Source organism: Burkholderia sp. KL41, from assembly GCF_057005415.2.
In genome coordinates, this window is sequence record NZ_CM174446.1 from 2,858,947 (window position 1) to 2,877,625 (window position 18,679).

At 64.9% G+C, this 18,679-nt stretch carries 17 protein-coding genes; 5 read left to right on the forward strand and 12 right to left on the reverse strand.

The window, feature by feature from the left end:
• Window positions 1–29: 29 nt before the first annotated feature.
• The 9 genes from PQB87_RS13480 to PQB87_RS13520 all read right to left on the reverse strand — a co-directional run bounded on the left by PQB87_RS13480 (window position 30) and on the right by PQB87_RS13520 (window position 11,487).
• Entirely contained in the window at window positions 30–716 is a 687-nt protein-coding gene (locus PQB87_RS13480; protein WP_111942532.1) for a hypothetical protein, read from the reverse strand.
• Window positions 717–785: 69 nt separating this feature from the next.
• Window positions 786–1,268, reverse strand: coding sequence for a tetratricopeptide repeat protein (locus PQB87_RS13485; RefSeq protein WP_048028495.1), 483 nt, complete (start codon window positions 1,266–1,268; stop codon window positions 786–788).
• 64 nt (window positions 1,269–1,332) lie between these two features.
• Window positions 1,333–1,803, reverse strand: a complete 471-nt coding sequence (locus PQB87_RS13490) for a hypothetical protein (protein WP_027786770.1) — start codon at window positions 1,801–1,803, stop codon at window positions 1,333–1,335.
• 5 nt (window positions 1,804–1,808) lie between these two features.
• On the reverse strand, window positions 1,809–3,152 hold the full coding sequence (locus PQB87_RS13495) for a PAAR domain-containing protein (RefSeq protein WP_196487810.1): 1,344 nt from the start codon (window positions 3,150–3,152) through the stop codon (window positions 1,809–1,811).
• Window positions 3,153–3,164: 12 nt separating this feature from the next.
• On the reverse strand, window positions 3,165–3,980 hold the full coding sequence (locus tag PQB87_RS13500) for a DcrB-related protein (protein WP_059688826.1): 816 nt from the start codon (window positions 3,978–3,980) through the stop codon (window positions 3,165–3,167).
• Window positions 3,981–4,077: 97 nt separating this feature from the next.
• Window positions 4,078–4,809 (reverse strand): ankyrin repeat domain-containing protein, encoded by a 732-nt coding sequence (locus PQB87_RS13505; RefSeq protein ID WP_233345315.1) that lies wholly within the window; start codon window positions 4,807–4,809, stop codon window positions 4,078–4,080.
• A 50-nt stretch (window positions 4,810–4,859) separates the two neighbouring features.
• Window positions 4,860–7,859, reverse strand: a complete 3,000-nt coding sequence (locus tag PQB87_RS13510) for a type VI secretion system tip protein TssI/VgrG (RefSeq protein WP_111942558.1) — start codon at window positions 7,857–7,859, stop codon at window positions 4,860–4,862.
• A gap of 510 nt (window positions 7,860–8,369) precedes the next feature.
• Window positions 8,370–9,707 carry an ABC transporter ATP-binding protein gene (locus tag PQB87_RS13515; RefSeq protein ID WP_027786767.1) on the reverse strand — a complete coding sequence of 446 codons (1,338 nt, stop codon included), beginning with the start codon at window positions 9,705–9,707 and terminating at the stop codon, window positions 8,370–8,372.
• Window positions 9,708–9,729: 22 nt separating this feature from the next.
• Window positions 9,730–11,487, reverse strand: a complete 1,758-nt coding sequence (locus PQB87_RS13520) for an ABC transporter permease (protein WP_233345307.1) — start codon at window positions 11,485–11,487, stop codon at window positions 9,730–9,732.
• 509 nt (window positions 11,488–11,996) lie between these two features.
• Between PQB87_RS13520 and PQB87_RS13525 the strand changes: the two genes are divergently transcribed.
• Complete coding sequence (locus PQB87_RS13525; RefSeq protein ID WP_027786765.1) at window positions 11,997–12,263, forward strand: double-stranded DNA-specific endonuclease; 267 nt, start codon at window positions 11,997–11,999, stop codon at window positions 12,261–12,263.
• 42 nt (window positions 12,264–12,305) lie between these two features.
• Here the strand turns inward: PQB87_RS13525 and PQB87_RS13530 are convergent, their stop codons facing one another.
• Window positions 12,306–13,622 carry an ATP-binding protein gene (locus tag PQB87_RS13530; protein ID WP_060062600.1) on the reverse strand — a complete coding sequence of 439 codons (1,317 nt, stop codon included), beginning with the start codon at window positions 13,620–13,622 and terminating at the stop codon, window positions 12,306–12,308.
• On the reverse strand, window positions 13,606–14,331 hold the full coding sequence (locus tag PQB87_RS13535) for a response regulator (protein WP_021158495.1): 726 nt from the start codon (window positions 14,329–14,331) through the stop codon (window positions 13,606–13,608). The genes PQB87_RS13530 and PQB87_RS13535 overlap by 17 nt, the downstream gene beginning before the upstream one ends.
• A gap of 224 nt (window positions 14,332–14,555) precedes the next feature.
• Here PQB87_RS13535 and PQB87_RS13540 point away from each other — a divergent pair, with 224 nt between their 5' ends.
• Window positions 14,556–15,107 (forward strand): Spy/CpxP family protein refolding chaperone, encoded by a 552-nt coding sequence (locus tag PQB87_RS13540; RefSeq protein WP_175849238.1) that lies wholly within the window; start codon window positions 14,556–14,558, stop codon window positions 15,105–15,107.
• 73 nt (window positions 15,108–15,180) lie between these two features.
• Here the strand turns inward: PQB87_RS13540 and PQB87_RS13545 are convergent, their stop codons facing one another.
• Window positions 15,181–15,876, reverse strand: a complete 696-nt coding sequence (locus tag PQB87_RS13545) for a pirin family protein (RefSeq protein WP_233345305.1) — start codon at window positions 15,874–15,876, stop codon at window positions 15,181–15,183.
• A 369-nt stretch (window positions 15,877–16,245) separates the two neighbouring features.
• On the opposite strand from PQB87_RS13545, the gene PQB87_RS13550 reads away from it, so the two are divergent.
• From PQB87_RS13550 to PQB87_RS13560, 3 genes are all read left to right on the forward strand, one after another.
• Complete coding sequence (locus tag PQB87_RS13550) at window positions 16,246–17,028, forward strand: ABC transporter substrate-binding protein (RefSeq protein ID WP_021158492.1); 783 nt, start codon at window positions 16,246–16,248, stop codon at window positions 17,026–17,028.
• Between the two features lie 241 nt (window positions 17,029–17,269).
• The gene (locus PQB87_RS13555; RefSeq protein WP_021158491.1) at window positions 17,270–17,959 is read left to right on the forward strand and encodes an ABC transporter permease; all 690 of its coding nucleotides are present in this window, start codon (window positions 17,270–17,272) and stop codon (window positions 17,957–17,959) included.
• Window positions 17,956–18,669 carry an ABC transporter permease gene (locus PQB87_RS13560; RefSeq protein ID WP_489242104.1) on the forward strand — a complete coding sequence of 238 codons (714 nt, stop codon included), beginning with the start codon at window positions 17,956–17,958 and terminating at the stop codon, window positions 18,667–18,669. Before PQB87_RS13555 ends, PQB87_RS13560 begins: the two co-directional genes overlap by 4 nt.
• Window positions 18,670–18,679: the final 10 nt, after the last annotated feature.

The window sequence follows — 18,679 nt, forward strand, 5'->3', positions numbered from 1 at the left end:
CTCATCGGACACACTGGTGGTCTGGGCGATCAGATCGATGCGCCTGTACGTCGATTGAACGCAGCCCGCATGATATCCGGGGCGATCATTTCCATTCGACTCAGCTCGGCAAGCACCGCCGCAAGCATGTCATCGACATCAGGATCCACCGCCCTCATGTGCTTCAACACTGCGGGCCGAAAGGCTTCGTCTTCGTTGATACCCGACTCCCCCGTCTGGCGGCGCGCACGATACAGCACGCCCACCCAATAACGAATGCGCTCGATTGCGCTCCATCCCGCATACGTATTCGGGAACTTCGCTCGTTCGATTGCCTGCCGAACGACCGGCTCGGGCTCGTCCAGAAACTGCACAAAGAACATCTGTTCGCCGACGGCAAGCTTCGACGACGTCACCGGATCGTGTGCGGTATAGGTTGCATAGCGAACGTCGGTATCGGCCTCGAGCCTATTGCCTACGTGCACGCGGATCCCGTCTTGCAGCACCATCTGACGCTCCGGCGGAAATTGCGCTTCGCGCTCGCCGCGCGACAGCAGACGCCCTAGCCTCGGGGAAAACTCGATTTCATGCTGACGACCGATTCGCGCGTCGACATACCAAACGATGACGGTTTGCGACTCCGCATTCTCGAACGCCGTCAGAAAATCAGTCTCTGAGATTAATGCTGCCAACGATGAAGGCAGCACGGAATACGGCAAGCTGTCCCGCTTCAACATCACGACTCCCCAAGCCATTCGCCCGGATTCCGGGCCGGGTACCGCACACTTCACATCCGGAGGCAGCCGTTACAGACGCGCGCGAAGCTGCGCCACCCTTTCCTTGATCTTCGCGGACAGCGCATCGTCCGGGTCGTAAGTCAGGCACCGCTCGAGATCGGCGATCGACGCGTTGATATCACCCAGCGTCTCGTATGCCCTGGCGCGATTGAAATAGACGAAAGGCTGGTCGGGATTGAGCTTCAGCGCCTTGTCGAAGTAATCGAGCGACTTCTGGTAGGCGCCGCCTTCGAGGTAAATCGTCGCGAGCGTGCAATACGCCGACGGATCCGTGTAGCCCAGCTCGATGGCCCGGTTCAGATCGTTCAGCGCGAGCGCTGTCTTCTTGATCATCGCGAAGGTCGTGCCGCGATCGGCATACGTCGCCGCGTCTTCCGGCGCCACCTTCAGGATGTCGCCGTACAGTCCGAGCGCATCCTCGATGCGCCCCTGCGACACGAATCCGCGTGCCCGCATGCGCATCGGTGAAAAATCGGGGTTCTTATCGGTCATTCAATTCAGCTCCAAAAACTTCGCACGCGCATTATCCGCTTCGCTGTCCGGAAGCGGCCCCGGCTCAGCGAACCGCTTTCTCGATGAGCCCTTTCAGGTAGTTCTCGAGCGCACCGAACCTGACAATCGATGCGTTTCGCCTGGTTGGATGAGGAGCCGCCGCAGCTTTCACGGCTTCCGGCAGATCGTCCCTCAACCACAACTCGGGAATCTGTAATCGGGCGTACGATTCACCGTCAATTTCCTCCAGAACCATGTGGCCGCGCCATGGATATTCGTTAAACACACCGGACACCTGATGCACGAAGAGCAACGCCCGCTCCCCGATCTGGAGCGGTACGTTCCCCCACGTCGCAGGCCCGCTGTAAAACTCGAACTCCGTTCCGAGACGATCCGGCGTGATGCCCTTCCCGCAGGAATAGATCTGCTCGATTTTTGCGCGAAAAACGTGCGGACTCGGCGAATCGATGACGGACACGACCACCAGGTCGTGCATACCAGCAGCGACAGAATAGAGGCTCTCTGACATGTTCATAAGATTTAATTCCCTGGCATCCAAGGCGTACCCACTTTCTCGAGCTCCGGCATGTAGTTCTGCAATTTCCCTGTCCCTTCGGGAATGGGAATGCCGAGGCGACCTGGAAACGTCGCGCAGTTATAGTTGTTTTCCGGCCATTCGCCAGACTTGGGTGGCCATTGATACCGAATGTCATCCATCGGCCCGCGCGCAACCAGTTCCTCGTGCGCCGCCAGTATTGATTCGTACTGCTCCTGCGTGACCGGTATCTTTTGCTCGTACACGGTCTGTAGCGCTCCGCCACCGCCACGGGCAGCCATCGGATTTTTCGCGATCGCGATGAATGCATCTTGATCCGCGGTAATCATCCCGGGGTAGCTGCCCGATCCTTTCAGATTAGCAAACACTTCCGCCGCGCTCGCATCGCCCGTTGCAGGGCCAAAGCCCCATATCGTCTTGCCGCCGTCCAGCGAATACCCGACGTGGCCAGTGTACTGGTACGGATGCATCCCGCCTTCGACATCGGACACCCGCCCGCCACCACGCACACCGAACAGTGAAATCGTCGGCTGCTCCGTCGCCCCTGCGGCACCTTCGGCTGCTTCCAGCGCCGACAGTTCGCCAGCTGCAGAGCCCGCTCCCCTCGCCCCGCTGACGAGCCCGGCGCCCTTCGCCGCCCCGAACCCGCCCAGCAAGCTTCCTCCAAGCATCGACCACTTCTGCCCGTCCGAACCCTCGCCGAAAATCTTTCCGCCCAGCCACCCGCCAACTTCGCCGCCAAGAAAACCGCCGGCCGCGCCGAGAAACGCCAGCGCCGGCCCTGCAAGAACGGCTGCGGCAGCAATGCCCACCGCAGCCATCGTCCAGTTCACCCACGCCGGGATCTCGGGATTGAACTCGCCGACTGCCGGGCCACCGATGAACACGTTCGGCGATCCGTCGTTGATCAACGCGCCGCACATCATCCGGTCTTCCTTGCGGCTCGCCGGCTGGCTGTTGATGAATACCGTCGACGAACCCTGCGCGACCACCTGCGGCGGACCCGCGTGGTCGCTGCACAGCCCGAGGCTCAAAATGGCCCGTATCGCCGGCCGACTGTTGATGAAGACGTTGGGCGAACCCTTTATCAGGCTTCCGGTGACGTGCCGCGGCGCCCACGACATCGTGCCCAGCACTTCGCCCAGTCCGCCGCCAGCGGCAGCCCCCGCGGCGACCGCGGCAATCACCGTCAACGCCGCACCGCCGGTTGCGACCACCGCCACGGCGCCAATCACCGCGCCGGCAATCATCCCGGCGATCATCCACCCCTTGGACGCCGTATGCGCAATCGGATCGCCGAACCGCGCAGCAGCAAGCAATGTATCCACGCGCGTTCCCCGTCAGCCCGCGTTCGCAACCGCGGTCAGATAAGCCCGTACGGCCTCGACGTTCTGCATGCCGACCATGCCTTTCACCGCCGCCACGTCACCCAGGCGGTCACCGAGCGACGCGTGCTCGCGCGAATCCGTCGTCCATAGCGCGAATTGACGGCCATCCACGGCTCGCCACGCCGGTTGCCCGTGCGGCGCAGGCTGCAGCGCAAGCGGCTCGCCACCAGGGCCGAAGAACGCGGTGTCTTCGAACATTTCCGTGACGTCGTGGCGGTACAGTTCGGCCATGCCGGTGAGCGCGTACAGCGTCGCACTCGGCTCGTGCAGCACGAACACGATGCCGGCCTCGTCCTGGCCGAGCATCCTCGGCGCGAAGGCCGCCCGCTCGGGCCGCGTCAACACGACACTCGCGAGCAGGCTCTTGTATTCCTTGCTCTTGTCCTCCGTGAACGACTTCGGACAGGTACCGATGAAACTGATCGCCATGCGCTCGCGCCCCGCCTTCGGCGACATCACGACCGTCTGGCGCTGATGCAGCGGCGAGCCTTCCGACACCCACTGGTAATCGATTTCGCGCGCGGTTTCGCCGTCGATTTCGCGGTTTTCCAGATGCTTCAATTCGAAACGCGGCAGCGACTTGCGCATCTCCGAGACCAATCGCGTCACGAACGTATCGACCGTGTCGTCAGGCTCCATCGGCGCGCGCGACACCACGAAGGTAAATCCGCTGCTTCCTGCTTCGTCTACCGTGAACAGGTGGATCGTCTTGTCTTTGAAGTGCGCCGGCAACTGAATGACGGCATCGTTCATCTGATATTCGGACATGCTCTTCTCGGTTCGGCCCGCCCGTCGGGGCAGGCGCCGGATTGAAACTGTTCGCCCGCAGCACAGCCGCAGCCGGCCCAGCCGTCTGCGGCTTGCGTTACTGCACGCCAGCCGTGACCAAACGCTTGTGAATGGCTTCGATGCGACTCAGCTGCGGCGAGCCTTTCGGCGTCTGCTGCAGTTCGTCGCCGAGGACTTTCGAATAGGCGAGGCCGTTGTCGTTCTTCACCGACGGATCGGCACCATGCGCGAGCAGATAATCGACGACGTCCCACTGCCGCAGGCGCGTCGCTTCGTAGAGCGCGGTTTCCTTCATCGAGTCCCGCCGATTGACGTCGGCCTTGTGTTCGACCAGCACGCGCATTTGCGGCAACAGCGTGTCCTTGCAGGTTGCGAACAGCAGCGGTGTATCGCCGTCGTACTTGAGATCCGGGCTCATGCCGCCGGCCAGCAACGCTTTCAGCAGGTTGGGCGTGTCTGCCCGCGCAGCCAGATATGCCACGTTCGCACCGTTCTCACCGAACGGCTGTTCGGGCTTCGCGCCGTCCCGAACCAGTTCGCTGATGATCTGGAAGTGCACGTTCGAGGTGTCCGTCTTCACCGGAATCGCCTCCTGCACCGCGAACGACAACAGGGTGGCCTTCTTGTTGCCCGGCGCAGCCAGATCGATATGCGTCGCAAGCGATTTGACCTGCTCGAGATTTCCGTCGCGAATGGCACGCGCCAGCTCGAGTTGCGATCCCGAGAAAAAGTCTTCGGGCGGGTAACGCTTGAAGTCTGCCATTTTTGTTTCCTGTGCATGAGTCGGCCACCAGAACGGCGACGACAAACCGATTACCGCGACAACCGCGCCCGCGGCAATGACCTTGCTGTATTTCATCAATGTCCCTGAAGTTGACTCAGCAACGACGCCTGCTGATCGGCAACGGTCGTTTCCAGTCCGCTCGTCACCTGCCCCATCATGTGGCGCTGAACGGTCGTCAAACTGGAGCCCGGAATGGTGATCTGCTCACCGACGGCCTTGGGCATCAATTCCGACGTCACGTCGCTGATCGGGCCCAGCCTGCCTTCCTGCACCCCGGTCAGGATATCTCCATCGACCCGATAGTTCGTGATGGCCGACGCCCGAGGTGCTGCACCGTACATCGGCAGCGTTTCGGAATTGAGGCCGGCCGCGTTGAACGTCGTCGCGCCCGCGCCGCTGGCCTGGGACGCCGCCGAAGCCAAGCCGCCGCCGAGCGAATGACCGGTGAGATCGAGGCCGCCTGCATTGCCGGAACCGTAGATCTTCTTGCCGATGGTCACCGCGCGATCGTAGTACGGAGAGTTGTCGCCCAATCCCTGATTGAGGTTGTTCGACCAGTCTTCCTTGACCGTGGGCTGCGTTCCCTTGAAGGCCAGAGCAGGCTTCATGCTGTCGCCGAACACCGCGGGATCTGGCACGTACGCCTGCGCACCGAAGTTGCTGCCGGGAATCTGCAAGTCCTGCGGCCTCAAGCCGAACTTCTTGAGAGCTTCCGGATCGTTCGACACGTTCTTCCATCCCGGCGGCGCCGTACCCGGCGTATACACGGCTCCCGCGAGTTTGGCCAACTGCTGCGCCTTGACCGTCGCCTGAAGCTTGCGTGCCGCGGCCTGCACCTTCGGATCGGCCGAGGCGAGACCCGCCGCGATGATCGCCTGCTGATTGGCCCATTCGATCGCCATCGCCTGCTCGGGGGTCACGAACAACCCCTGGTTCAGATGGATCACCGGGCCATCGAGAAAGATGCCGCTCTGATTGATCAGGATGCTCGATGCGCCGTGGGACAGCTTGATGCTGTCCGGCTTGAGCGTCACGATACTCGCACCGACCCGATGCTCGATCTCATCCGTCGCCTGATAGCTCTGCTTGCCCGGGCCGGCATCGCCCGCCAACGCCTGCACGCCGACGGTGTTGGCCGTCGTGAAGCGCGCCTTCGCGATCTTTTCCGACAGGCTGCCTTCCGCGACATGCTTGCTCTCGTCGCCTTTCAGCACCGACACGTTCCGAGCGCCGGACTCGACCGTGTGCGATTCGCTGTCCTTGACGATCGTCTTCATGTCCTTCTGCGCATGCAGAAAGACTTCCTGCGCGCCGTTCACATCCGAGAACCGCAGCTCGTTGAAGCCCTCGCCCTTGTGCGTCTGGCTGCGCATCCCCATCGTCTGGCCGCCGCTGCCGTGATACGGGTTGCCCGAATCGCCGTTGAACACACGGCCGACGACGATGGGGTTGTCCGGATCGCCCTGATTGAACGAGACGAGCACCTCCTGGCCGATCCGCGGGATCGCGGAGCCGCCCCAGCCCTTGCCCGCCCATGGTTGCGATACACGCACCCACATCGAATCGGAACCGTCGAGCTTGCCGCGCCGGTCCCACAGGAAATGCAGCTTGACCCGGCTGCCGTCGGTGTGAATTTCCTCGCCCTTCGGCCCGACCACGATCGCCGACTGGGTACCCTGCATGTGCGGCTTGGGCGTACGCCGCTCCGGTCGGAACGGGATGTCGATCGGCAGGCACGTAAACGTGTTGTGGTACGGCAGTTTCGAGGTCTGCTGGGTATAGTCGTTCGCCACCTGGTGACGAACGCGAAGGATTACGAAGTCCTTGTTGTTGTAGGCGGACGTGCCGTGATTGACCAGCGTGAATCGCCCGCTCGTCGTCATCCCGTGCGCATGACCGGCACCGTTGAAACGATGTGCGAGCGCTTCTTCCGCTTCCATCGCGTAGCACGCGTAGCGCTGCCCGTCGTCGCCGTGGTCATACAGCGAATGGAACTGGTAACGCTCGGTCGTCTGGATGTTCGGGTGCTTCAGATTGACGGTCGGCACCTCGACATGCATCAGTTGCGACGACGGCTGGTTATAGTTGAAGTCGCGATACGTGATCTTGCCGACGCGGAAACTGAACGCCTCGTCCCATCGATCGATGCCGTTCTGCTCGCTGGCGGCACTACTGGCTTCGTACGGAATGGTCTTCAGGTTCGGAATCGGCTGGAACACCGCGTTGGTGTCGCCGATCACGAGGATGTGCTTGTCCTGTTCGTAGCGGATCGTCCAGATCAGCCCTTCCTGCTCCATCAGGCGCGAGCAGAAACTGTAGTACGACTCGTCGTACATGACGATGTATTCGAGTTTCGGACTTTCGCCCTGCATCGTGAACTCGAAATCCGAAAAACCCATCTCGCGGAAAATGTCGCTCAGGATGTCCTGCGGCGTCTGGTTCTGGAATATCCGGCAATCGGTGGAGCGCGTGAGAAACCAGAACCACGGAACGACCGACATTTCGTAGCGGGTCACCGAACCCGATTTTCCGACGCGGCCGAACGACGCAACGTAACCGTCGAAATATCGTTTCGTCTCAATATCCGCAGCCGACGTCACGACGCGCGTCAGACTGAAATTGCGGCTCTGCGGCTCGAGCGTGATCTTGACCCGCTGCCCGACGATTTCCTGCGGTTCGATATTGTTGCGATGGGAAAGCAGGTCGAGATGTGTTTCAGTCAGCTGATTGACGTGCTCGTCGATGACCGCCGCGCTGACCAGCAGCACGTCCGGGCCGAGCGGCGTTTCGATCGTGATGAAGCGATTGTCCTGGGTCAGGCGCGGAAGCGCGCCCGTGAGGCTGTTGATGGCCTCGGCGATCGATTCGGGAGCCTTGCCCATCAGCGACAAGCCAGTTTGCGCCAGTTGCACCGCGCTCGCGGCACCGCCCAGCAGCCCCGCGCCAGGCATACCCGTCAGCGCGCCCAGTTGGCCCGCCATGCCGGCAAGCGAACCCAGGTTGCTCAAACCGCCGGCCAAGGCTGCACCGCCCCCGCCCATCCCGTCAGGGTTTCCGTTTGCTGCGAAACTCATCATTGACCTCGTTCTTTTTGTCGGGCGGACCCGCCGCGATCTGGACGCTATCGCACCAACAAGACGCTCTCAGCCGCCTTGGTGGCGCCAAATATATCAAACCGTAGGGAAATTCATAACCACTTGTCAGGATTTAATGTTCAGTGCAGAAAGCAGCCCGATCGATCAGCAGATCAATCCCTAATATCTATTGCCGATCGACGAGCGTGATCGCGCGTCGAAGCACACCGCACCGACGCAGCAGGCATTCAATACGTGGTGAAGTGGAGAACGGTGTCCGAGGTGAACGAATCGTTGTCGCCGAAGAGTGAAACTGGACGCGGCATCGTCGCCGAACACCATTCTCAGCGCTTCCGGCAGGCGCACGATCCGACAATCAGGTATTCATGGCCGGGCGCCCGTTGCGAACGCCGGGGTCGGGCCGCGGCCCTTGGCCCGCGACGGCAGCATCAGGCCGCTCGGGGCATCCGGGCGATTCCGGCGGGATACGCAGGAGTCGCCCCGCCAGCATCAGGTCTCGACGTCCTCGAGACTGAAAATCTCCGTCTGGTCGTTGTACGAGAAGATCTCGCCGTAACGCCCCCAGTCGATCACCGCGTCGAGCGTCTCCTCGGCGGCACCGTCCGACAGGAAATCCTCCAGCTCCTGCTCGAAGCGCACGCGCGGCGCGCGATGGCCCGGACGCTCGTTCAGCACCTTCTTGATCCGCGCGGCCAGCGGCACGTGCTTCAGCAGGTGATCCGCGAACATCAACTTGCGCTCCTGCGTGCCGAATTCCGCGAAGACGCGCCCCGGCGGCGTCAGGAACACGTCCCCTTCCCGCACGTCCGCGAAGCCGAGGTATTGCAGCACTTCGGCGATCGGGAACAGGTCGTCGACCTCGAGATGCAGCGTGCGCGCGATTTCCGGCATGTCCGCGCGGCCGTGGTACGGCGCCATCGCGAGCGTCTCGATCAGGCCGGCCATCAGGTTGGTCGACACCTGCGGCAGCCAGCTGCCGAGCTCCAGCCCCTTCTTCGTCGCCTCGCCGGTCTGGCGCGCCGTCATCTTCGCGTAGATGTCGTCGACCAGCTTGCGGAACGCCGGGTCGAGCCGGTTGCGCGGATGCTTGAACGGCACCTTGATCTCGGCGATCACGCGGCCCGGATTCGACGACAGCACCAGAATCCGGTCGCACATGAACACGGCTTCCTCGATGTTGTGCGTAACGATCAGCACCGACTTGATCGGCATGCGGCCTTGCGTCCACAGGTCGAGCAGGTCGGTACGCAGCGTCTCGGCGGTCAGCACGTCGAGCGCGGAGAACGGCTCGTCCATCAGCAGGATCGTCGGATCGACGACGAGCGCGCGCGCAAAGCCCACGCGCTGGCGCATGCCGCCCGACAGCTCGCGCGGGTACGCGTTCTCGAAGCCGTCGAGACCGATCAGGTCGATCGCCGCAAGCGCACGCTCGCGCCGCTCGCGCGCGCCGACGCCGAGCGCTTCCAGCCCGGCTTCCACGTTCTGCAGCACGGTGAGCCACGGGAACAGCGCGAAGGTCTGGAACACCATCGCGACGCCTTCGGCCGGGCCGCGCAGCGGCTTGCCGAGGTAGGTCACCTCGCCGCCGGTCGGCTCGATCAGCCCGGCGATGATGCGCAGCAGCGTCGACTTGCCCGAGCCGGAACGGCCGAGCAGCCCGACGATCTCGCCTTCGCGCAGCGACAGGTTCGCATCGTCGAGCACGAGCAGCTCGCCCTGCGTCTTGTTGAAGCCGCGACAGACGTGATCGACGCGCAGGATTTCCTCACCGAGGCGCGGCGGCTGGTTCGTCTGGACGGGGGCGTTTACAGCATTCGGATTGTGCATCGCGTTTCGCTCTCAATCGGTCTCAGTCGAGCCGCAGCTTCGCTTCGGCGAAGGCATACAGCGGACGCCACAGCAGGCGGTTGAACAGGGTAACGAACAGGGACATCACGGCGATGCCCAGGATGATCTTCGGAAAATCGCCGGCGGCGGTGGTCTGCGCGATATAGGCACCGAGGCCGTGCGCCTCGATCCTGGTATTGCCCCACTGCACGGCTTCCGACACGATGCTCGCGTTCCACGCGCCGCCCGATGCGGTGATCGCACCAGTCACGTAGTACGGGAAGATGCCGGGCAGGATCGCCTGCCGCCACCACTGCCAGCCGCGGATGCGGAAGTTCGTCGCCGCTTCGCGATAGTCGTTCGGGTAGGACGTCGCACCGGCGATCACGTTGAACAGGATATACCACTGCGTGCCGAGCACGATCAGCGGCGACAGCCAGATATCGGCGTTCAGGTGGAAGCGCGCGATCACGATCACGAACACCGGGAACAGCAGGTTCGCCGGGAACGCGGCAAGGAACTGCGCGAGCGGCTGCAGCTTCTCGGCGAGCCGCGGGCGCAGCCCGATCCACACGCCGATCGGCACCCAGATGACCGATGCGATCGCGATCAGCACGACCACACGCAGCAGCGTGATGAGCCCGAGCATGACCACATGGCCGACCTCGGCCATCGTCACGCCGGTCGACACGAAGCTGATGACGCGCCACACGATATAGGCCGTGCCGAGCAGCACGAGCGCGGCCCATGCGATGTCGACCGTGCGCGACGCCTTCTTCTCGACTTTCGGCAACGTGAAGCGCACCGCGCCCGACAGCGGCAGGCGCAGCGGAATCCGCGCGGCCTTCGCGAAGAACCAGCCGGCCGGCACGAGCAGCTGATGAATCAGGCGCGTGCGGCGGACGAGGTCGAGCAGCCAGGATTGCGGCGCGTCGCCCGACGCGGTGTTTTCCATCCGGAACTTGTCGGCCCACGCGATCAGCGGGCGGAACAGGAACTGGTCGTACGCGAGGATCACGACGGTCATCGTGAGGATCACCCAGCCGATCGCGCCGAAGTTCTTGTCCGAGATCGCCTGCGCGAGGTACGCGCCGATGCCCGGCAGCGTGATGGTCTGGTTGCCGACGGTGATCGCCTCCGACGCGACGACGAAGAACCAGCCGCCCGACATCGACATCATCATGTTCCAGATCAGGCCGGGCATCGAGAACGGCACTTCGAGCTTCCAGAAGCGCTGCCAGGACGTCAGGTGGAAGCCGCGCGACACTTCGTCGAGGTCGCGCGGCACCGTGCGCAGCGACTGGTAGAAGCTGAACGTCATGTTCCACGCCTGGCTCGTGAAGATCGCGAAGATCGCCGCGAGCTCGGCGCCGAGCACGCGGCTCGGGAACAGCGCGAGGAAGAACGTGACGGTGAACGAGATGAAGCCGAGCACCGGAACCGACTGCAGGATGTCGAGGATCGGGATCAGCACCATGCCGGCACGGCGGCTCTTGGCCGCGAGCGTGCCGTAGACGAGCGTGAACGCGAGCGACGCGACCATCGCGGCGAGCATCCGCAGCGTGGTGCGCAACGCGTATTCGGGCAGGTTCGACGGGTCGAGCGAGATCTTCTGCGTCTGCAGGGTGCCGATCGGCGCCATCGTTTCGTGGAAACCGACGACCGCCATCGCGATCAGGCAGATGATCAGCGGAAACGCGATGAAATCCCACCGGTTCGGCAGAACACGCCATGCGGACGCGTTGGCGGTCCGGTTCGGATTGAAGAATCCGACGTTCATCAGGCGCCCTCCCCGGTAAGGCCGAACGAAGCCGGCAGTCGATGTTGATTCATGGCAAAGCGCACGGGTGCGGTAATTCGATTGACTGACGATCGCGCGCGAGCGCGGTGCGCCGTGCGTGCACGCGCTATCGCGCGCCGGACGTGCCGGCCCGCGACGGCACGACACTACACCAACCTGTATTTCAGGTACAACCGTCCGGGAACGGCGCAGGCGGCGCACGGATCGTGCCTGGCGCGCGGGCGAATGACGGGTGCGCGGTACGAGCAGCCCGGCCGCACTCCTTCGGCCGGCACGCAGGCCCGAATTATGCCGTGATCCGGCCCGGCCGGGAACCCGCCCGCCGCACGCACGCGCAAACCATGTCGGGCGTCACCAGCCCGATACGACTAAGCGGGTATGATCGGGGCTGGCCCCTGGGGTCGGTTGCGGCCGTACCGATGGCAACGCATGCGCGTTCCCGGTGTCCGCAGGCCCTGGGGATCGATCGACGAGCGGGAGGAAAGGGAATGGCAGGAAACTTGGTGATCGTCTGCCGCGATCAGGATGCCGACGCGTTCTACGAATTGATGCAGGAATATGGGTCGTTCCAGACGCGGCTGTCGTCGACGGCATGGTACCTGAACATGAACGTCGTGCCTGAATCGCTGCAGGAAGAAATCCTGGAGCGCCTCGGCCGGTATACGACCGTCTACATCTTCGAGGCCACCAGCGTGACCTACAACACCATCGACAGCAACGCGGCCGAGACGCTCGGCACGCTGTTCGGCGAATGATGCCACGCGGCGCCAGCCCGGCCGGGCCGGCGCCGCAGCCGCTCATGCGGCCTGTGCGTGGGGTTCGTCCTTCGGCACGGCCTCGAACGGGAACGTCATCGCGACACGCAGGCCGCCTTCGGGGCGGTTGCCGATGTCGCACGCCCCGCCCAGCCTGAGTACGAGCCGCTCGACGATCGCGAGCCCGAGCCCGCTGTGGCCGTTCCCGCCGCGTGCGGGATCGAGCCGCACGAACGGCCGTGTCGCCGCCGCGAGATCGCGCGGGGCGATCCCGCCGCCGCTGTCGCTGACCGACAGCACATAACCGGCCGGCGTGCGTGCCGTCTCGACGAGCACGGGCGGCGCACCGTACGCATGCGCGTTGTCCAGCAGGTTCGACAGGATCCGGTCGAGCGTCGCCGTCGGCAGGCGGAAGCCCGGATCGGCGTCGAGCCGGGTCTGGACCGTCGGCGCGTTCGGCGCGACCGCGCGATAGCTGCGTGCGATCCGCTCGCACGCCTGATCGACCGGCACCGGCTCGCTGCGATCGGACCCGCCGTGGGCAAATACCAGAAACTGGTCGACGATGTGCGACATCGAATCGACGTCGCGCACGACGCCGTCGCGCAGCCGGACGTCGTCCATCATTTCCGCCCGCAGCCGCATCCGCGCAAGCGGCGTGCGCAGGTCGTGCGCCACGCCCGCCAGCATCACCGCACGGTCGCTTTCGGCCTGCGACACCTGCTCCACCATCTGGTTGAAGCCGTGCGTGAGCTGGCGAAGCTCGCGCGGGCCGCGCTCGCGCAACGGCGGCACCGGCTGACCACGGCCGAAGCGCGCGACCGCGCGCGCAAGCGAACGCAACGGCTGCTGCAGCTGCCAGGCCGCGAACAGCGCGGCAATCACGCCGGCCGAGAAGATCGTGCCGAGCCACAGCAGCATCCGGTCGAGCGAGCGCGGCGGCCGCAACGGCTGCACCGGCACCACGATCCAGTTGCGGTCGGTCGGCTCCTTCACCCACAGCACCGGCGGATGGCCGGGCGCGCCGAGCTCGACGCGCGTGCCGGGCGGCATCCGCTCGCTCACGTCGTCGCGGAACCGCCGGAGCGCCGCCGGCAGGTTCGACGGATCGCCGTTCGGCACGTCGGCGCTGTCCGGCGCCACGAGCCGCACACGCGACGGCAACGGCTGGTCGGGCGTGCGCTCGACGTGCTGGCGCACCGCGTCGACCAGGAACGCGGCCTCTTCGACCGCGTAGCGCGTCTGCATCTGGCTGCGCTCAAGCCGCATCGCGAAAAACCACGCGAAGTGCGACAGGAGCAGGACACCAACGACGAGCAGCGCCAGCCGCCCGAACAGTGAATCAATGGGTTTGCGCATGGGCCTCGCCGTCGGGCACGAACACGTAGCCGCGCCCGCGCACCGTCTGGATGAAGCGCGGCGTCGACGGATCCGTTTCGAGAATGCGGCGCAGGCGCCACACCTGGACGTCGATGCCGCGGTCGGTGCCGTCGTACTCGGGCCCGTGCAGCAGCTCGAGCAGCCGCTCGCGCGTGAGCGTGCGCAGCGCATGGTTCACGAAGATCTTCAGCAGCGCGAATTCGCTGCTCGACAGCGTGGCCGGCTTGCCGTCGACCGACAGCGTACGCGCCTGGAAGTCGAGCACGAAACGGCCGAATCCGAACGGCTCGCGCTGCTCGGGCGCCGCCGCCGACGGCGTCGCGCGGCGGCGGCGCAGCACGGCCTGCACGCGCGCGAGCAGCTCGCGCGGGTTGAACGGCTTGCCGAGGTAATCGTCCGCGCCGAGCTCGAGCCCGACGATGCGGTCGACGTCGTCCGCCCGCGCGGTCAGCATGATCACGGGGATGTCGTCGCCGGCCGCGCGCAACTGGCGCAGCGCGGTCAGGCCGTCGACGCCCGGCATCATCAGGTCCAGCACGATCAGGTCGGGCCGCTCGCGCTCGAGGCGTTTCTCGAGCGTCGCCGCGTCGTGCAGCACGGACACTTCCATCCCCTGGCGCACGAGATAGTCGCGCAGCAGGTCTCGGAGTTCTTGGTCGTCGTCGACGATGAGGATCTGGGTAGTCATGGCTCGAAGTTTACCGCGCGAGGGCGGAGTCAAAGAACGAAACAAAGGGACGAAAGGGTTACTGCGGGTTACCGCGCAAGGGAACTGTAATGCGCGGTAACCCGGCCACCGCGCCACGTAACATCGGCCGGGGCCTGCCTCGCTAACCTGCGTCTTACCGGATGCGGTACACGGCTTTCCCGGCACCGCATCGCCGGACCCTTTGGATACAAGGAGTTTCTGAAATGTATAAGAAGACTTCCCGCGTGGCCATCGCGGCCGCCACCGTGCTCGCTCTCGCATTCGGCACCGCGCACGCCGCGCAACCCGGCGACATGCCGCCTCCGGGCGGCCCCGGCGTCCACCAGATGCACGGTGGGCACGACGGCGGCCCGTTCGGCGTGATCATGAAACTGCACGACCAGCTGAAGCTCAACGCATCGCAGGAACAGCAGTGGCAGGCCGCCGTCAACACGATGAAGCAGAACCATGACGCGATGCGCAAGAGCCACGAGCAGATGCGCGAACAGTTCAAGGCGCAGCAGAACCAGCCGATCCTCGACCTGAGCGCGATGCACGCCGCGCGCCAGCAGGCCGAGCAGCAGAACGCGCAACTGCGCGAGCAGACGTCCGCCGCGTGGCTCGCGTTCTACAACGGCCTGAACGACCAGCAGAAGACCACGGTCAGCACGGCGCTCAAGCAGCAGTTCGCGAAGATGGAACAGCGCCACGAGAAGATGAAGGAGCGCTGGCAGCAGCATCGCGCGGCCAAGGCCGCGTCGGCACCGGCGCAGTAAGCCGGCGGGGCCGCTCCGCGGAGCGGCACCCTCGAAGGGGACGCGGGCACCGCCCTGCGTCCCCTTTTGCGTTTCAGGCGACGTCGAACAGCAGCACCTCGGCCGCCCGGCCGCGTGCGAACGCCACCGCGTCCACGCCGCCGATCCGCGCGCCGTCACCCGCGGCCAGCGCGCGGCCGTTCACCGCGACGTCGCCGCGCACCACGTGCACATAGGCACGGCGCCCGGCCGGCAGGTCGAACGCCGCCGCCTCGTCGCCGTCGATCAGTCCCGCAAAGATGCGTGCGTCCGCACCCAACGGCAGCGCGCCGCCGCCACCGTCCGGCGCCGCGACGAGCCGCAGCCGCCCGCGCTTGTCGTCGTCGGCAAAGCGCGTCTGCGCATAGCCGGGACGGCCGGCCGCCCCGGCCGGCGCGAGCCAGATCCGCAGCAGGCGCAACGGCTGGTCGCACGACGCGTTGGCTTCGCTGAGCATGACGCCGGTGCCGGCACTCATGCGCTGCACGCCGCCCGCACGCACGATTGCCCCGTTGCCGAGGCTGTCGCGGTGCGCGAGCGCGCCGTCGAGCACGTAGGTGACGATTTCCGCATCCCGGTACGGCCGCATCCCGTAGCCGCGGGTCGGCGCGATGCATTCCTCGTTCAGTTCGCGCAACGCGCCGAAGACCGGCGGCCCGCTCTGGCCGGACGCGCGAGGAAAGCTGTGAAGGAATTCGTGCCAGCCATGGCTGCGCTGGTCGCGATCGGCGGCGCGGCGGATCTGGAACATGGGGCGGACACTCCGTGAGAGGCGTTGTTCTGGTATGCCGTCACTGTATGAGTGTGCCAATCGCGCCACAATCCACCGCTCGTGCACTGCATCGTTGCATCTGCGGATGCAATGGACTCAATGCCCGCTGCGAATACGACGATTATCGCAACAGCCGGATCAATGCCTCGAGGAATCGATCGGTCGGCCCGGATTGCCGGTTTCCGGGTATCGCGTTCGGGTAAAATACCGCCCTTTTGGCGTTCGCCGTTCCGGCGGCCGCCATCGCCAGAACGCCGATCGGCGAATTTTGGCCGTCTAGAATACGCCGCGGCGCCCGGTTCGACCGGCCGCGAGCGCCCCCGGAAAGTCAGCAACAGAAGGATCGAAATGAAGAAGGCCGCCCTGTGCGCCGCCCTCGCCCTCGTGGCGGGCAGCGCCTTCGCGAAGGAGTGGAAGACCGTGCGGATCGGCGTCGACGCCAGCTACCCGCCGTTCGAGTCGACCGCGCCGAGCGGCGAGATCGTCGGGTTCGACGTCGATCTCACCAAGGAAATCTGCAAGCGGATCAACGTGAAATGCGTGTGGGTGGCGCAGGATCTCGACGGGATCATCCCGGCGCTGAAGGCGAAGAAGTACGACGTCATCGTGTCGTCGCTGACCGTCACGGACAAGCGCCGCGAACAGATCGACTTCTCCGACAAGGTATACGACGCGCCGGCGCGGATGATCGCGAAAGCCGGTTCGCCGCTGCTGCCGACGATCGCATCGCTGAAGGGCAAGCGCGTGGGCGTCGAGCAGGGCTCGACGCAGGAAACCTACGCGAAGGCGTACTGGGAGCCGCAGGGCGTGACGATCATTCCTTACCAGAACCAGGACCAGGTCTATGCCGATCTCGGCTCGGGCCGCCTCGACGCGACGCTGCAGGACGAGCTGCAAGCCGACTACGGCTTCCTGCGCACGCCGCGCGGCAAGGGCTTCGCGTTCGCCGGGCCGGAAGTGAAGGATCCGAAGACGATCGGCGACGGCACCGCGATCGGCCTGCGCAAGGAAGATACGGACCTGAAGCTCAAGATCAACAAGGCGCTGGCCGACATGCACAAGGACGGCACGTACGACCGGCTGTCGCACAAGTATTTCGCGTTCAGCGTCTATTCGGCTTCGGCCCGCTGAGCGTCGAAAAGAAGAGGCAACGGATGCGGGGGCGGCCCCGTGTCCGGGCAGTACAGGCAGTCGACCACGCGCCGCCCGCCCCCTCGCCCGCCGCTCGCGCGACGGGCTGGCCCGGCACCGATGCCGGGGCGGACGGTCATGATACGCACGGGGCGTTCCGCGCAGCTTGGCGGGCGCGTCTTTCGCGGCGCACCGCGTGCGCCCTACGGGACCACACTAGGGACCACCCCAGGGACCACATATGTTTCTACAAGGTTACGGCCCGCTGATCCTCGCTGGCACCTGGCAAACCGTCAAACTGGCGGTGCTTTCGCTTGCGCTGTCGTTCCTGCTGGGGCTGCTCGGCGCGGGCGCGAAGCTGTCGCGCAACCGCTTCACGAACGGCGTCGGCACCGTCTACACCACGCTGATCCGCGGCGTGCCCGACCTCGTGCTGATGCTGCTGCTGTTCTACAGCCTGCAGATCTGGCTGAACATGGCGACCGACGCGCTCGGCTGGGACCAGATCGACATCGACCCGTTCCTCGCCGGCGTGCTCGTGCTCGGCTTCATCTACGGCGCGTACTTCACCGAGACCTTCCGCGGTGCGTTCCTGTCGGTGCCGCGCGGCCAGCTCGAGGCCGGCAGCGCGTACGGGATGACCAACTGGCAGGTATTCACGCGGATCATGTTCCCGCAGATGATGCGCTTCGCGCTGCCGGGCATCGGCAACAACTGGCAGGTGCTCGTGAAGTCGACCGCGCTCGTGTCGATCATCGGCCTGGCCGATGTCGTGAAGGCGTCGCAGGACGCCGGCAAGGGCACGCTGCGGTTCTTCTTCTTCACGCTGATCGCGGGTGCCGTCTACCTCGCGATCACGACGATCTCGAACTTCGTGCTGATGTGGCTCGAAAAGCGCTACTCGACCGGCGTCCGCAAGGCTGACCTATGATCGACCTCATCCAAGAATACTGGCGCAACTATCTCTACACCGACGGCTACCGCATCACCGGCGTCGCGATCACGCTGTGGCTGCTGGTCGTGTCGATCGGCCTCGGCTTCTGCCTGTCGGTGCCGCTCGCCGTCGCGCGCGTGTCGAAGAAGAAGTGGCTGTCGAGCGCCGTGTGGCTCTACACGTACGTGTTCCGCGGCACGCCGCTCTACGTGCAGCTGCTGCTCTGCTACACGGGCCTCTACAGCCTGCAGGCCGTGCGCGGCACGCCGATGCTCGACGCGTTCTTCCGCGACGGGATGCACTGCACGCTGCTCGCGTTCACGCTGAACACCTGCGCGTACACCACCGAGATCTTCGCGGGTGCGATCAAGGCGACGTCGTACGGCGAGATCGAAGCCGCGCGTGCCTACGGGATGTCCTCGTTCACGATGTATCGCCGCGTGATCCTGCCGTCGGCACTGCGTCGCGCGCTGCCGCTGTACAGCAACGAAGTGATCCTGATGCTGCACGCGACCACCGTCGCCTTCACCGCGACCGTGCCGGACATCCTGAAGATCGCCCGCGACGTGAACTCGGCGACCTACATGTCGTTCCATGCGTTCGGCATCGCCGCCCTGCTCTATCTCGTGATCTCGTTCACGCTCGTGTGGCTGTTCCGCCAGGCCGAGCGTCGCTGGCTCGCGTATCTGCGCCCGCAAGGCAAGTAAGTTTTCGCAG